10 protein-coding genes and 1 pseudogene are annotated in these 14,607 nt (G+C 72.7%); 4 read left to right on the plus strand and 7 right to left on the minus strand.

Translation table 11 applies throughout. The features are described 5' to 3' along the window. Positions 1-82 precede the first annotated feature (82 nt). Positions 83-271, plus strand: coding sequence for a hypothetical protein (locus tag AB0O09_RS30815; protein WP_363547312.1), 189 nt, complete (start codon positions 83-85; stop codon positions 269-271). 8 nt (positions 272-279) lie between these two features. Here the strand turns inward: AB0O09_RS30815 and AB0O09_RS30820 are convergent, their stop codons facing one another. Then, a complete protein-coding gene (locus AB0O09_RS30820) occupies positions 280-1,131 on the minus strand; it encodes an IS5 family transposase (RefSeq protein ID WP_363547279.1) in 852 nt (283 codons plus the stop codon). A 90-nt stretch (positions 1,132-1,221) separates the two neighbouring features. Here AB0O09_RS30820 and AB0O09_RS30825 point away from each other — a divergent pair, with 90 nt between their 5' ends. Beyond that, positions 1,222-2,556 carry an ATP-binding protein gene (locus AB0O09_RS30825; RefSeq protein WP_363547282.1) on the plus strand — a complete coding sequence of 445 codons (1,335 nt, stop codon included), beginning with the start codon at positions 1,222-1,224 and terminating at the stop codon, positions 2,554-2,556. 619 nt (positions 2,557-3,175) lie between these two features. Then, on the plus strand, positions 3,176-3,313 hold the full coding sequence (locus AB0O09_RS30830) for a hypothetical protein (protein ID WP_363547285.1): 138 nt from the start codon (positions 3,176-3,178) through the stop codon (positions 3,311-3,313). Positions 3,314-3,431: 118 nt separating this feature from the next. Here the strand turns inward: AB0O09_RS30830 and AB0O09_RS30835 are convergent, their stop codons facing one another. The 3 genes from AB0O09_RS30835 to AB0O09_RS30845 all read right to left on the minus strand — a co-directional run bounded on the left by AB0O09_RS30835 (position 3,432) and on the right by AB0O09_RS30845 (position 8,960). Continuing rightward, positions 3,432-7,181, minus strand: a complete 3,750-nt coding sequence (locus tag AB0O09_RS30835; protein ID WP_363547288.1) for a hypothetical protein — start codon at positions 7,179-7,181, stop codon at positions 3,432-3,434. Positions 7,182-7,626: 445 nt separating this feature from the next. Beyond that, positions 7,627-8,427, minus strand: a complete 801-nt coding sequence (locus AB0O09_RS30840; protein ID WP_363547291.1) for a hypothetical protein — start codon at positions 8,425-8,427, stop codon at positions 7,627-7,629. Then, complete coding sequence (locus AB0O09_RS30845) at positions 8,424-8,960, minus strand: sigma-70 family RNA polymerase sigma factor (RefSeq protein WP_363547294.1); 537 nt, start codon at positions 8,958-8,960, stop codon at positions 8,424-8,426. Before AB0O09_RS30845 ends, AB0O09_RS30840 begins: the two co-directional genes overlap by 4 nt. Before the next feature lie 428 nt (positions 8,961-9,388). On the opposite strand from AB0O09_RS30845, the gene AB0O09_RS30850 reads away from it, so the two are divergent. Beyond that, complete coding sequence (locus AB0O09_RS30850; protein ID WP_363547297.1) at positions 9,389-11,416, plus strand: hypothetical protein; 2,028 nt, start codon at positions 9,389-9,391, stop codon at positions 11,414-11,416. Between the two features lie 7 nt (positions 11,417-11,423). On the opposite strand, the gene AB0O09_RS30855 is transcribed toward AB0O09_RS30850, so the two are convergent. The 3 genes and pseudogenes from AB0O09_RS30855 to AB0O09_RS30865 form a co-directional block, all read right to left on the minus strand. After that, the gene (locus AB0O09_RS30855) at positions 11,424-11,882 is read right to left on the minus strand and encodes a hypothetical protein (RefSeq protein ID WP_363547300.1); all 459 of its coding nucleotides are present in this window, start codon (positions 11,880-11,882) and stop codon (positions 11,424-11,426) included. After that, complete coding sequence (locus tag AB0O09_RS30860) at positions 11,879-14,209, minus strand: putative T7SS-secreted protein (protein ID WP_363547303.1); 2,331 nt, start codon at positions 14,207-14,209, stop codon at positions 11,879-11,881. The genes AB0O09_RS30855 and AB0O09_RS30860 overlap by 4 nt, the downstream gene beginning before the upstream one ends. Next, positions 14,209-14,607, minus strand: a pseudogene (locus AB0O09_RS30865) (hypothetical protein); the annotation flags it as partial. The pseudogene AB0O09_RS30865 and the gene AB0O09_RS30860, both read right to left, overlap by 1 nt.

Raw genomic sequence — 14,607 nt, forward strand, 5'->3', positions numbered from 1 at the left:
ATCTGCCGTAGCCTGTTGCCAGTAGAGCGTGAGGGAGGGGAAGTGGGCTACAGGCGTGGGCCTTGCTCTCAGCGGGGGCTGCGTGAGTAGGCGGCGCTATGTGGCCAGAGGCGTGCCTGGTGGGTACCGCATCTGGGACAACCGAGGGCGCCGGTGGTGGGGCGACCTTTTCGAGCTTTGCCCCGACGACCTCACTGCTGAACTGAACGGCGAGGCCAACCCGGCAAGGCTCACCGCTCTCCTCAAGCGATACAGAGCCCAGAAGCGGTAGGGCTAACGTCATGGCAAGAGGCGAAGGGGGCGTGGGCCCGGTCGCTGAGCGAGCCGGCCTCGGGTGAGCCGGCGGACCATGATGCCGATCATCGCCCAGCGGATCATCGTCTCCGAGTGGGCCGGGCTGGTCTCGTAGTCCCGGGCTAGGCGCCGGTGGGCGGTGAGCCACGAGAAGGTGCGCTCGACCGCCCACCGCTTGGGCTGGACCTGGAAGCCACGCTGGTCGGGGTGCTTTCGGACGATCTCCAGGTCGCGGCCGAGGATCTGGGCGGTCCACTCGACGAGGCGGCCGGCGAAGCCCTGGTCGGCCCAGATCTTCTTGACGCCCGGGTGGTCGAGGCGGGTCCACAGCAGCGGCCGTTTCGCGCCGTCGCGGTCCTGGATGCTTGCCGCGACGACGTGGACGGCCAGGAGCAGGCCGAGGGTGTCGGTGACGATGAACCGCTTGCGGCCCTTGACCTTCTTGCCCGCGTCGAAGCCCCTGGTGGCAGCGGGGACGGTGTCGGCAGTGCGGATGGACTGCGAGTCGATCAGCCCGGCGCTCGGTTCCGCGTCGCGGCCGTCGGCCTCCCGGACCTTGCCGCGCAGGGTGTCGTGGATGCGTTCGACGGTGCCGTCGTCGTGCCACCAGGTGAAGTACCAGTACACGGTCGGCCAGGGCGGGAAGTCCTTCGGCAGTTGCCGCCAGGAACATCCGGCCCGCACCACGTAGAAGACCGCGTCCACGATCCGCCGCCGCGGATGCTTCTCCCGCCGACCACCCTTCGGACCCACCCGCGCCAGCGGCAGCAACGGCTCCACCAGCGCCCACTGCTCGTCCGCCAGGTCCGACGGATACCCACCCCCAACACCGCTCAAATAGGGCTCAACGAACGCCTCAGCAACGGGACACGGCAGATCTCAAACGCGGTCTGACGCCAATCGTGTGACTGGTGTCACAATCCCGGGATGGTCGCTCTTCGCTCACGGCGTCTCGAACGTCTCTTCTCCGCACGCCTCGACGAGGTTTCCCACGCCCAAGTTGCTGCCCTCATCGATGCCCAAGTCACCGAGCACTATGACCTCGACTTCAAACGAGGGCTGTACGGGAACAAGGACGAGGACCGGCGCAGCCTAGCCGGGGACGTTGCCGCGATGGCAAACACCGCTGGCGGTGTCATCGTCCTCGGGATCGACGAGGACGAGCAAGCCCGAGCGTGCGCTGCGCCCGGCGTTGCCCTCAGCGACAACGAGATCGGACGCATCCGCCAGATCGTCGCCAATCTCGTCTCGCCCCTGCCCACCTTCGACATCCTTCCCGTCTCTCCGGAGGGGCAGGACGACCATGGGTTCCTGCTGATCGCAGTCCCGCGCAGTCCCAGCGCCCCCCACGCTGTGCTGGTGAACACCGGGCTGCGCTTCCCCCGACGTAACGGCACCACCACCACGTACATGTCCGAACCCGAGGTCGCCACGGCCTACCGCAACCGGTACGCCGGGATGCAGAGCCGACTTGACGACGCCGCCCGCTACGAGGGCAGCTTGGTCGCCCGACTCGACGGCGAGAACGAGACCTTCGTGGTGGTGACGCTCGTCCCGGATGTCGCGGGCGGGTTCACCTTGGATACCAAGGCGCTGCGGCACTTCAGGGAGGAGGTCGTCAACAGGGACCCCTACGGTGTGCCTCGCGGACTGTACTGGCAGCGGGCATCGGTCGGCACCGGCCGTCTCGTCGCCGACGGCAGCCACAAGGGGCCCAAGGCCAAGTACCTGGCGTGTGAGCTCTACGAGAGCGGCGCAGGGGCGTTCGCCGCTGTCGTCGACAATCGCAAGACCATGAGGGCCGGCGAGGAGGATGCGAAGGTCAGTCGCGTCGACGACGAGACGCTGGTCAACGCAATCTGGGGCGGTCTGCGGTTTCTCGGGAGTCACGCCCGCGATCGAGCCGCAGCTGGCGGCAACGCGACCATCCAGGCGACGATCTGGCCGGTCACACCAGACCTTCCCGCGATCCTCGCCCACCACCGCGGCTTTGCGGATCAGCTCGGCGACCAGCAGGTCGACCGGATGCCGCACTCGAGCGCCGTCGTCGCCATCGACGACCTGCCGCAGAACGGCCCGGCGCTGATCAGCGCGGTGGCCGTCCTCGCCAATGGCCTCGTCCAGCACTTCGGGCAGCCGGAGGCTCTTCAGGTCACTACCGCCGGCACCATCCGCTTCCCCTACTGGAGCCAGTTCATCCGGCAGAACATCAGGACGGCCGCCGAGAGCGCCGAGATCCCGGTAACCCAGGAGACGGTCTGACCTCTCGCACGACCGTAGGATCGATCGCTCCCGTGACGCACCACCCTCCCATCCGGCGGCCACCTGGCGCGCGCGAGCGCACCGGATTATTGGCTGCCTCCGGCACGCGGATCTGGAGCGGAGACCGCCAGCCTGCCGCGCCGTCTCCGCCGACGATGCGTCAGCGGGAGGTGGCAGGCGCCGTGTCGGCACGGACAGCCGCGGCGCGTGGGGGACGGGCGGGCAAGGGCGCGGTCGCACTCAGGATCTCCGCCACCCGCAGGCGGACCATCAACATCACCGTTCTCAAGGACACCTCCGGGTGGGCCGACGAACAAGGCCACCGCCTGCCCCGCCCAGGCAGGACCATGCCACCCGGCCCGCATGGGCACAAGGCATGGCACAGCGGCCCGCAGACGGCAGCGCTTGGCGCCGGAGCGGCGTGGCTACGATGCCGGGCCCCGGCCATCCCCCAGGCGGCCGGACCTGCCATGCAGGGCCGGGCAGTGGTCGCCGTGGCCGGGCAGCCACGGCCTCGATCGCCAGTACCGGGGAGAGGTCCGATCGCCGGCGGCCCTGCGACGCTTGTCCGAGACGCCTGGACTTGCTCGGCCCGAGATGCTGCCGCGGCGGGCCGGGCATGAACACGACGAGCACCCTCGTCGCCGCGGCCAGCCGAGCGCCTGCCGCCTCGCAGCGGCCGAAGGGCCGGGTCGTCGTCCGGGCCGCGCTCGGCGAGTACGAGCCGGGGACGACGGTGCCGCTCGCCGGGCCGTAGCCGCACTCGACGCCCGGCTCGACCGCCGGCACCGAGCACACGACCTCGTGGCCGACGCCCTGAAGCCGAGGAACTTCAGCAGGGCCGTCCTCGCCTCCTCGCCGGCCGCCGCGCCGGTTCACTCCGCCGAGGACCGCCCCTCCTCCGCTGGATCAGCAGGGGTGATCCATCCCGGTGCCGGGTCGGTTGGACTGGTGAGGACGTTGGCCAGGTGCTCGGCAGTGGTGAAGGGGACCTGCGGGTCCGCGAGGAATGCGGCGGGTTCGATCGTACGGGTGACGAAGAGCGGCAAGACCCGCCAGTCCCGTTCGCCGTCCACGTGGCAGGCGCTGGCTGCCGCAGCGGCGTGCGCGGTGATCGTTTCCGCCTTGGCCAGGAGCTTGGTGCGGTAGTGCCGAGTGAAGGGTTGGACGTGTCGGAGCACTGCGCCTGGTGCGACGGCACCTTCGGGGTTCTTGGCCTCGATCACCCAGAGCCGGCCGTTGACGGGGTCGGCGACGAGGAGGTCGATTTCGCCGGCCAGGCCGGGGATGCCGAGTTGGGCGGCTTCCTTTTCGAGCAGGCGGAATCGGTGCGGGAGCCGGGCCTGCTCGGCGACGTCTTTGAGGTCGACTTCGAGCCGGTTGTCGAGTTGTCCGCGGTAGCGGCGCAGGGCTTCGGCAACGGGTTGCGGCAGGTCCGCGCGGGGCAGGCGGCCGTCGGCGAGGTACCCGGCGTAGAGCTCGTTGGCGGTGTGGGCAAGCCAGGGCAGGAGGAGGATCCGGTCGCCGTCGGCGATGAGGGGGTGGGTGGTGGGTCGGGTACGGCGTTCGACCTCGGTGTAGGCATGGGCGCCCGGGCCGGCGGCGTTTGCGGGGTGGAGGAGGAGCCGCTCGACAGCGCAAACCAGGTCCGCCTCCGGTAGCCCCGTCCAGGTGGCGGCCTCGTGGGCGAGGTCCTGGGCGGTGGTGGTGGCGATGCCGGTGGGTGGGGTGGGCCAGTCGGCGGTGGTGAGCATCACGACGTTGAGGGCGGCAATGCCGCAGCCCCAGTGCTGGCGTAGGAGCTGGTCGGCCTTGGCGAGCTGGCTGCCTGGCGGGAGGCCTACGGCGGTGTAGGGGACCGGGATCCGCCGGGCAGGGGTGAACGCGGTGTCGGGGTCGAGGAGGTCCGGCTCGGCTCGGGAGGCGGCGCGGATGAACTGCTGCTGGCGGGCGTGCTGGTAGGCCTCGGCGTTGAAGCCGAGGTGCGCAAGCTCGGCGACTTCATCATCGTCGCCCCCGTCAGGGTCGGGGGTGTCGGTGAGGGTGAAGACGCCGCTCGGGTGGATCTCGAGGTGGAGGTCGGTCAGGCGGCGGCTGGCTGCGACCGCGGTGGTGCCGCAGTGCAGGACGAGTTCGGCCAAGGCGACCAGGTCGGCGATGGCGAGGACGTCGACCGGCTGGTGGCCGGCGGGCGGGGTGGCGAGGGCCTGTTGGAGCAGGAGCTGTAGGGCGGAGGTGGACGCGGCGGCGGCGGCCTGGCGGCGGCCGACTTCGCCGGTCCAGTTCGCGGCCCAGGGTGCCGCGAGGTTGATCGTGAGTTCGCACTGGCCGCGCGTGCGGGTGGCCCAGGCCGCGTTCAGGTGCCGGGCCAACTCCTCCACCAGGCCGGGCTGGTAGAGGCGGATCTGACGAACGAGCTCCTTCTCCAGGGCGTGGAGCAGTAGCTCGCCGGGCCCTCCGGAGCGGTAGGCGTCCGCGCCGGTCCAGCTGCCCGCCGGCACCTGCGCGCGGCGAACGGCCGCAGCCGCGGTGCGCAGCGCCCGGACGCGGACCTGCTGCGAGCGCGGCACCGTGTACGGGGGTGCGGTGGCTGGCCAGCCGACGCTGACACCTGCCAGGCGCAGGGCGGGGGACGCGGCGTCCCACGCGGCATGGAAGTCCTCCGGGCTGATGCCCGGGCCGGCGTCGCGGGCTTGGCGCAGCTCGGTGACCAGGTGATGCAGGACGCGGCCGAGGACGCGGTGGCCTTCGTGGCCGTCGCCGGCGAAGCGGGCCAAAAGCGGTGGGTCGATGTCGAGGTGAATGCGCGCCGTTGCCGGGTCGTGCGCTATCCGCAGCAGCAGCCCGTCTTCGCCGTCGCCGTGGTCGGGTTCCTCGGCTCCGTCCGTGGTCGGGGACACGTGGGAGCAAGTGCTTCCAGCGAGTTGGAGGACTACGGGCGTGCGGTCGGGCAGTGCGAGGTGGTCGGTGATGGTCTGGTTGCCGGTGATGGTGATGCGTACCGCGTCTGCGAGGCTGGTCAGGGAGCCCAGGTCCACAGCGGCGTCGGGTTCGGTGTTGGGGGTAGTCACGATCACCAGGGGCGGCACGGTGGCAATCCGGGCCAACGCGGTGCCGTCGGCGTCCCGGTGGAGGAGGTCGGCTTGCTCTCCCGGTGTGTCGGGAGCGGCGTCGTCGACGAGGCGGGCGCAGCGCCAGCGCAGTGATGGCGGCAGGCCGGCGGCGGCCAGGACGTCGTCGAGGCGCGCCCAGGTCGCGGCGCGGCGCCAGGAGGGGTCGAAGCGCAGCGGCGGGACGGCGGCGACCTCGTTGCGGGGCGGGCCGGGCACGAGGAGGGTGCCGTCGCGGTGGAAGCGGACCCAGGCGTCTATCGGCTGGGCGTACCAGATCGCGTCGACGCCCGGATGCTCGCTCATCTCCAGCACGAACAAGGCCAGGGCGGCAACGTCGCCCTCGGCGTCGGCCATGATCTCGGTGAGCTCCTCGATGTGCAGGTAGAGGGTGTCGCGGATCAGCTCGGGGCCGAGTACGCGCACTCCGCCGTAGACAACGAGTCGGCCCCGTCCGGCCGGTTGTTCGGTAAGCGCGGCGTGCCCGTCCTCGACTCGGCGGCCCAACGTGCCGTCGGCAAGGGCACTGACCACGGCGATGTCGTAGCGGTGGCTCGGGGAGGAGATCACGCACACCGGCCCGGCCCCGGCCGGCGCCTCGCCCGGGTCAAGGCCCAGCGCTTCGCAGACCTGGAGGAGCGTCAGGTCCTGCAGCCGTTCCTCCGCCTGCTCGACGGCGCTAGCGGGCAGGGCCTGGAGCAGCCGTGGCACGGCGGTGGCGAGAGTGCTCATCGCGGCGGAGGCCGGTACGGGGATGAGGCGGCCGTGCGCGCGCACCGCGAGCACCGGGCCAAGGAGCGGCACGCTCGGGTGGTAGCGCAGGGCGAGGTCGCCGACCGGGCGGGTCAGCCAGTCCAGGGCGCGCCGCGCGCGAGTGGGATCCGCGCATCTGGCGGCCAGCGCGGTGAGGTCGAGATCGGCGAGATCTCGGGCCTGCTGAAGCTCACCGGGATGGATCCCGCAGGCGATGGCGTCCGGCTCCCGGTCCGTGTACAGCGCTGGCCATGCCCCCGCGAAGCGGGCAACGACGTGGTCGCTGTAGCGCAGCACGAGCTCCAGGACGTCGGTCAGAGTGAACTCGAACGCGGCCTTCACCTGGTCGTCGGTGACCAACGCGGTGGACCGCACCTGGCGCAGGAAGCGCATCGGGTGGTCGAGTTCGCCGGGGTGGACCAGCAGCCTCTCGCCCGCCACGGCGAACCTAACCAGGCTCCGGACGTCGTTCGGCTCCCGCTCGGTGACCCCTTGCCGGCCGGGTGCGGCCTCGACGGCGGCCAGCACCAAGCCGGGCAGATCCTCGGCGCTGGCCTGGGCGCCGCCGTGGTCCGTACCGCGCAGGACTCGGGTCCACAACATCATCAAGTGATCATGGAAGCGGGCGCAGCCCGGTGATGCCAGGGCGGTGTTCAGCAGCACCAGCAGCGATTCGGTGGAGAACCGGGCCAGCGCCCGGTCAACGGTCTTCCACTGCACCTTCCGCTGCTTCGCCGAGGTCGGCTGCTGCACCGTGCTCATCTGCTGGCCCGTCTCCCCTCACGTTGTATCCGCAGTCAGGGTGGCAGTCGGCGGGTCGGCTGCGGGCAGGTTTTCCCGGCGGGAGCGTCGCGGAGGGGTGGGAAGTTGCGCATAGACCGGTCTGTGTGGTCGGCAGCGCCGTGCGCTGACCGCCGTGGCCTCGCGCCGAGGGGCGGCGCCCAACGGTCTTCGGGGGCGATGGGTTTGCGCCGCCATGGCCTGCGTGCCGATCTCTGCGCCTGCATCCGTGCCGCTCTCACTGCCGTAGACCGAGCCTGGCCGCTGCTTGGTGACGCTCCCGGCGGCCAGTGGACGTGTCGCTTGCCGTAGAAGACGGCAGCGAATCGGGCAGTGCGGCGTTCCATCGCCTGATGAACCACGGGGCCGCGCCGGCACCGATGTACCGGGCGCGGCCCTTGTGATGGATTCGGGTGTGGTCCCGGGCTCAGCGGTTCGGGGCGCCGCCTGCGGGGTGGCAGTGCAGGGGTTCGTCGAGGTGGTGGCGCAGCGCCTCGGCGAGCAGGTAGGGGCGCAGGCGCTTGACGGTACCGTGGTCGCGGTCGCGGGTCTCGGGCTGGGTGCGGACGGCGTTGTGGAGGGTGCGGCAGAGGTCGGCGGTGCGGGTGCGGGTGTAAGGGGCGAGCGCGGCCTGTTCCGGGGCGGCTCCGCCGGGGGTGAGGTCGCCGGCCTGGGCGCGCCACAGGTGGGCGTCCTGGATGTCGCCGCGGGCGGCGGACCACAGGTGCATGCACCAGGCGGCCTGCTGGACGCCCGCGCCGGCGGCAATTTGCCACCAGGTGCGGCCGGTGTCCGGGAAGGCGAACGTGGCCCGGTCCGCGTCCTCCCGGCAGGTGCGCAGGGCGGCGAGGTGGAGCAGGCAGCCGTGGACGAGCGCCCCGGCCGGGTCGATCAGCGGGTGGTTGACCAGGCCGGCGAGGTGGACTGGGGCGCTGTCGTGATTGACAACCTGTAGGCACAGCTCTTCCAGCGCAGCAGCCGCTCGGGCGGGGCGCAGCCCCGGGCGGGTCCGGGCGGTGGGCGCCGTCGGGGGCTGGAGGGTGAGCCGGTCGATGGCCTGGCGGTAGTCGTAGGCATTCTCCTGGCGGTGGCCCGGGGTGATCTCGGCCGAGGCGAGCAGGCTGCGGTCGGGCGGTAGTGCGGCGGGGATTTGCATGGGGTCGATGTCGACGGTCGGCCACGGGCTGAGGTCGGGGTCTGCGAGTTGGTCCGTGTGGGGGTCGGTCACTGGTCCTCCGGTCCGATGGCAGCGATTTCGTCGGCGTTCATGCCGAGGACGTGGGAGAGGCGGCGGCGGGCGTCGCGGTGGAGGCTGTAGACGGTGGGGGTGGCGATGCCCATCATCCAGGCGGTGTGGCGCGGGGTGCAGCCGACGACGTAGGTGAGGACGACGGCGTCGAACTGCCGCTCGGGCAGGGCTGCGATCGCCCTGAACAGGCCGATGCGCTGCTCCATGAGTTCGAAGGTGTCGCGGGCGTCCTGTCGGACCCGGGCGAAGGCGGCGGTGTCGACGAAGCAGCTGCTGCCGCCGCGGGCCTCGAGGTGGTCGTCGAGGATTTCCTTGAACACGGCCCAGATGTAGGTCTCGACGCTGGGCTGTGTCAGGGCGAGGTCCCAGCTCGTCGCGAGTTCGTAGAGCAGTTCGTCGAGGACCCGCACGGCGTGCTGGTGGGTGCCGAGGTGGAGCTCGGCGTAGTGGAGGAACTGTTCGCAGCGGGCGGTGAGCAGGGCGAGCAGCTCGCCGGGCAGCCGGTCGGGCACGGGGCAGGCGCTCGGCTGCGGGGCGTGTGCAGGGCGGGGCAGTCGAAAGAGGTGCTCGGGGAGGCGATCGGCCGGATCGCCGACGTGGTCATGCATCGGCGCCGCCCGCGGCTGTGGTGGTGCTGCCGCTCATGGGGTGGTCCCTCCCGGCCCGCCGCCGGCAGCCCGGTGGGCTGCGCTCGGGTGCGGCGGGCTCGATCTGTTTCCCAGCCAACCGGCCCGGGGGCCGGATTCTGCAGCCCCGTCAGATAGTGATCATTTCGGGTGGCTTCTCTTCGGTCCTGACCGGTGCCGGGTGGCGCGCCTGGGCTCCCGCGGCGGTCCGGTCGTGACGGACTGGGCCGTTATCGTGATCAACTGCCGGTCCGGGCAGGGCCTGGTGGGATCGGCTGCGCGCCCCGTGTGCGCGGGGATCGGATGGGGGACTGATGAGGACGACGGCCGATATTTCGCTGCCGCCGCTGCGGGCCGGACGGCAGCCCGCCGGGCGGGCAGTCCTGAGCTGGCTGGACGATCCGCGGGCACCGCGGCTGTGCCGGGTGACCGGCAGCGAAGGCGCGGGCGCGTCGTTCCTCGTGTCGTGGCTGGCTGCGGCATGCGGCGCTTCCGCAGCGCCGGTGGGGCGGCGGCTCGATGCGGCGCTGTCGGTGGCGTGCCTGGACGTGCCCGCGGTCGGGTGGTCGCTGGCTCGCCGTCTGGGGCTTCAGACCAGCGGCGCCGACGGGTTGGAGGCCGAGCTCGCCGCGGCCGGGCAGGGGCGGACGCTGGCGGTGTGGGACGTGAACCGGTCCGCGGATCCGGCAGGCGTCGCCGCATTGCTGGTCCGCCTGTCGATGCTGCCGGGTGTGCGGGTCGTGGCCGACATCGCCACGGGACCGGCCGGGGCGGCTGGTTCGATCGGACCCGCTGCTGCGGTGTTGGACCTCGACGATCCGCGGTGGACGGACCGGGAGCGGTTCGAGCGCTGGTACGAAGCCCTGCGCGCGGCCGCCGGCGACATCTCCCCGTTCACGGCCCGGGATGTCTACCCGTCGCCGCGGCGCGCCCTGCTGGCGGCGCGGGTGCCGGCCGGCACGGCCCCGGCGCTCGGCGTGGAGGCCGCCTGGTGGACCGGTGTCGCGCCCGATCTGCGTCCGGCGCTGCGGGCGCTGGCCGCGTGCCAGCGGCCCGTCACCCGCGCACAGTGGGCGGCCATGGCCGGCGACGCCGCGGTGGACCGGCTCACCGCGCTGCTGCCCCCTGAGCCTGCGGGCGAGCGGGGCCAGTCCACCTGGTGGCTGCCCGGCAAACAGCTGCGCGAGCTCGTGCTGCGGGACGCCCCGGCCGCCGGCGCCCTCGCCGCGCCGCGCACCTGGCGCACCGGCTGGACCCACTGGCGGAACGCGGGCGAGCCCGACTTCGGCGCGGGTGCGCTCACCCAGGGCGCCTACGCGGGCTGGGTGCTGCTGCTGGACGCGGCCGGGAGGCTGCGCGCGGTGTCGCTGGCCGACGGGTCCCTGGCCGAGGTGCCTGCGCTTCCAGCGCCGGGGCACATCCGGTCGTTCACGGCAGTCGAGGACGGTTCGGTGGCCGTCCTCGACGGGGCCGGGCTCCCCCGGCTGCTGGCAGGCTCGACCGTCCCGCACCTGCCGGCGCCGGATGCGCTGCGCGGCGCCGAGCCGAGTGTGCTCGGCCCGGTCGCGGGCACGGTCGGCGACACCGCAGGCACCGTTCACTGGCTCGGCATTGCCAGCGCGGCCCGGAAGCGGCTGCACGACGGTCCGGTGACCGCCCTCGGCGCGGCGCTGCCGGAGGGCGGGCTCGGGCCGGTGCTGGTGAGCGGCGGCCTGGACGGGCAGGTGCAGGTGTGGCGGCTGGGCACCGCACCGGGGCCGGAGCCGGTCGAGGAGCGGGAGGTCCCGGTAGTCGCGGTCGGCGTCGGGGCGGGCGCCGACGGGCTGCTGCTCGCCGCAGCGTGGAGCGATGGGCTCGTCCGGGTGCGCCCGCTGGACGGCGAGCGGCCGGCCGCGGCCGATGTCCGGGTCGGCTCGCCGGTCCGCTCCGTCCACATCGCTCCCGGCGGCACCGTCGTCGTGGTGGCTGCCGACGGCGCGCTCGCCCTGCAGCCGCCCGCCTTTGCGGCACAGGGCCCGGGCGCGGTCGATGCGGCCCTGCAGGCGCTCGCGGCTGGCGAAGCCGGCGCCCAGGACTTCCTGGCCGTGCTGCTGGACGCCGAGTTGCTGCTGTGCACCGACGCCGACACCGGCGCCCTGTTCACCTCGCCGGGCGTGCGCGGGCGGGAGGCTGTGGACGCCTGCACCGCTCCCGATCTCACCCCGCGGCACTGGCCGGGCACCACCGTGCTGACTGGCCGCGAGCTGGCTGCCGCGGCCGCGGGTTGCGACCTGCGGCTGACCGCCGCCGGCGGCGCTGGCATCTCGCTGCCGGTCGACGATCTCGCCCGCGCTACCGGGTGACGGGCGGTCAGTCCCAGCGGCGGGGCTTGGCGATCGCGCGCAGCTCCTCCAGGCTCTCGGCGCGGCGCCGAGAGCCGGCGACGACCCGGCCGACCGGCCCGCCCGGGTGCTCGGCCATTTGCGCGAGCGCCTCGGTCGGGGTCAGGCCCTGCGCCTTGTAGCGGAACATCAGCAGGATCCACGGCTCGGCGCCGTTGGTGGCTTCCGGCCCGGCGGCACCGCGTCCCATCCAGCCGGCCGCGCCGTCGGTGTCGTTCGCCCACAGGTAGCCGATGACGCCACCGCTGGTGTCGCTCGCGACCGCGACGTACTCCACTGGCTTGTCGGTGGTGTTCGTGTACCGGGGCGGGCCGTCGTCCACGACCTTGAACATCAGGTCGTCGTGGGTGGGCGGGGCCAGGTCTCCGCCACCGGCCCGGGCCGCCGGCCGGTCGGTGTCGGACTCGGGTCGTTCGTTGCTGCTCACAGCACCTCACCATAGACGTGGACCTTGCCGTCGGGCCCCTCGATGACCTTGTCGGCCCGCCAGCGGGCACCGCGGGCCAGGAGAACCTCGCGCTCCAAGCTGGCGAAGTTGGAGACGTCGCCGACGTACATGCCGGGCGTCCCCTTGGGCACCTTCAGGTGCAGGATGCAGTTCTTGTCGCTCATGGCCGCGTCCCCGAGCGAGGTGGACATGTATGACTCCTCGTCGAACGTCCGGCCGACCAGGTCCTGAGGGGAGGTCACCTTGAAGTGCCGCATGCCGGTGCCGCGGGCGATCACGACGTCCTCCGGCATCGAGCTGCCGGTGAGCGCCGTGTCGAGCTCGGCGACCCGCGCGTCCATCGCCGGGTCGCCGTTGGCGCCGTCCCGCAGGTAGCGGTTGACGTCCTGGAAGTTGCCCTCGAACGGCCAGTCCTTCGTGTAGGCGTAGATGGCGTCCTTCTGGGACTGCGGGAGGTTCTCGGCGTAGTCCTTCCAGTGCTCCTTGCCGTAGGCCATGGCCTCGTCGTTGGTCGCGAAGGTGCGGGCGTCACCGGCCATCGCGTCGTGCGCGGCCAGCATCCGCTCGTCGACCGGGGACGGGGCGAACACCGGGTCCGGGACGTGGGTGTTGAACGCGTCGAGCGGACTTCCGGTGAACCCGCCGGAGGCCTGGCCAGCTCCCGCCCCGCCGCCGGGTTCGTGGCTCGCCGGTTCGTGCCCGGGCGACGGGTCGTGGCCAGCCGGATCGTCCGCACCAGGGTTGTGAGCAGCGGGATCCTGTCCGCCGGGCTCATGGCCCGCTGGTTCGTGCCCAGCCGGCTCGTGGCTGGGCGGCGCCGCGGGTTCGTGCGCGGGGGGTTCGTGGGTCGGGGTGCCGCCGGTTCCTGTGTCGGCCGGGTGCGGGCCGCCGGCGGGGGCGGGGTCGTGCGCGCCGCCGGTGGGACTGTGCGTGGCGGTGGCGGCGGGCGGTTCGTGGACCGGGGCAGGCTGGGGCTCGACCGGCTTGAGCTTCCAGCTGTCCGGGAGTGGACCGGCCGAGGCCGGGTTCGGCTTCGCCGCGCCGACGGCCGCATCCTCCGCAAGGTGCCCGCTTTGCTGGGCGGCGGTGTTCTTCGCGGCCTGGGCCGCGGCCTGCTCGGCGGCGCTCTCCCCGGTGTGGACGGCGGCGTTCTGCGCCGCGCTCTTGGCTGCGGCCTTCTCCGCGGCGGCGATCGCGGCGCGTTCGGCGACGACCCCGGCCTCGCTGCCGCCGCCGGTGGCGATCCCGGAGACGATGTTGAAGACCAGCTTGCCGCCCGCCTCGGCCGGGTCCTTGCCCCAGCCCGAGCCGACCAGCCCGGTCACCAGGTCCATCGGATGGTTGCCCGTCCGCACCAGCCCGGCGACCGTCGAGTTGACGTGGTCGAGATACACGGCGGGATGGGTGAGGTTGTACGGGTCCATCGGGTTCAGGCCGCGGCCGAACTTCACCACGTCCACGGCGCCCTTCACCAGGCCGCCCTCGAAGTGCAGCAGCCCGACGGCCGCCTCCGCCGGCGCGTCGGCCAGCGCCATGGCCGTCCGGTCCAGGAACCCGGGCTCCTTCGGCGCGGCCGTGGTCGCGGCACGGATCGCCCGCTCCGCCTGGTCGGCGGCGCTCACCCGCTGCTTGCGCGCGGCCAGCAGCAGTTCGGCGGCGTGCCGACGGCCGTCCGCGCCCGGGTCCCGGAACGCGCCCGGTTGCGTCGGCGCGGTGGGGCTCTGCCCGGCCGCGGCAGCCCGGTTGTAGGCGTCGACGGAGTGGTTGTAGTCCGCGACCTGCCGGTCGTACGCGTCGGCGGCGTCCTTGCTCGCCTGCTGCGCCCGCCGGTACTCCTCGATCGCCTGCCGGGCCTGGCCCTGCGCCCACTGGATCGTCCCGGCGAGGGACTCCAGGGCGCCGGCCGCGGCCTCGCACGCGTCCGCCGTGACCCGCCAGGCGACGGGCTGCTGCCCGAACTTGGCGCGGAACGCGTCCGCGGCCCTGCCCTGCCAGTGCTCGGAGTCCATCCGCGACAGCCCGGACGCGGTCGACTCGAACGCGGCGGCGAACTTCCGCAGGTGCGCGGCGCTCTGCGCGATCGCCTCGGTGTCGCCGTGCACGAGGTCCTTCGGGTCCTCGCTCTCGCCGAGGTTCTTCTCCCCCACCGCGGCGCCGAGGTCGGCGGCGACGTCGTCGCCCCAGTCGTCGACGGCCTTCGCCGCACCGTCCAGGCCGACGAAGTCCAGCACCGCGCCCGCGGCGTGCGCATGTGCACCGACGACCTCGCCGAAGCCCTCCCTCAAACCGCTGATGATCCCGGCCATCAGCGGCCGCCCCCGGCCCGGCGGGCGGCCCACTGCTGCTCGATGCCCTCGGAGACGGCCTTGGCCCTCGCGGCCTCCTGCCGGTTGGCGCCCTCGTCACCGAGCTGGTTCAGCATCGGATTGGACTCCAGGTAGTCCGCCTCCACGCCCTTCCACGTGCCGTAGGAGTGCTGCGCCGCCTGTTGGAAGGACTGCGCGGAGTAGTCCGCGTCCGCGATCTGACTCGCCGGGTTGTCGGCCAGGGTCTGCCGCCAGGAGCGGCCCTCGACCTGCTCCTGCGTCAGGTCCGGGTTGCCCATCGCCGCCGTGACGACGTCCTTCATGGTGCCGGACAGGTACTGCTCCTGCTCGTGGTAGATCCCCGCCGACAGGTTCAGCTTGTCCGCGATCTCGTTGCC

The organism is Kitasatospora sp. NPDC093679, from assembly GCF_040683455.1.
GTDB lineage: Bacteria > Actinomycetota > Actinomycetes > Streptomycetales > Streptomycetaceae > Kitasatospora > Kitasatospora arboriphila.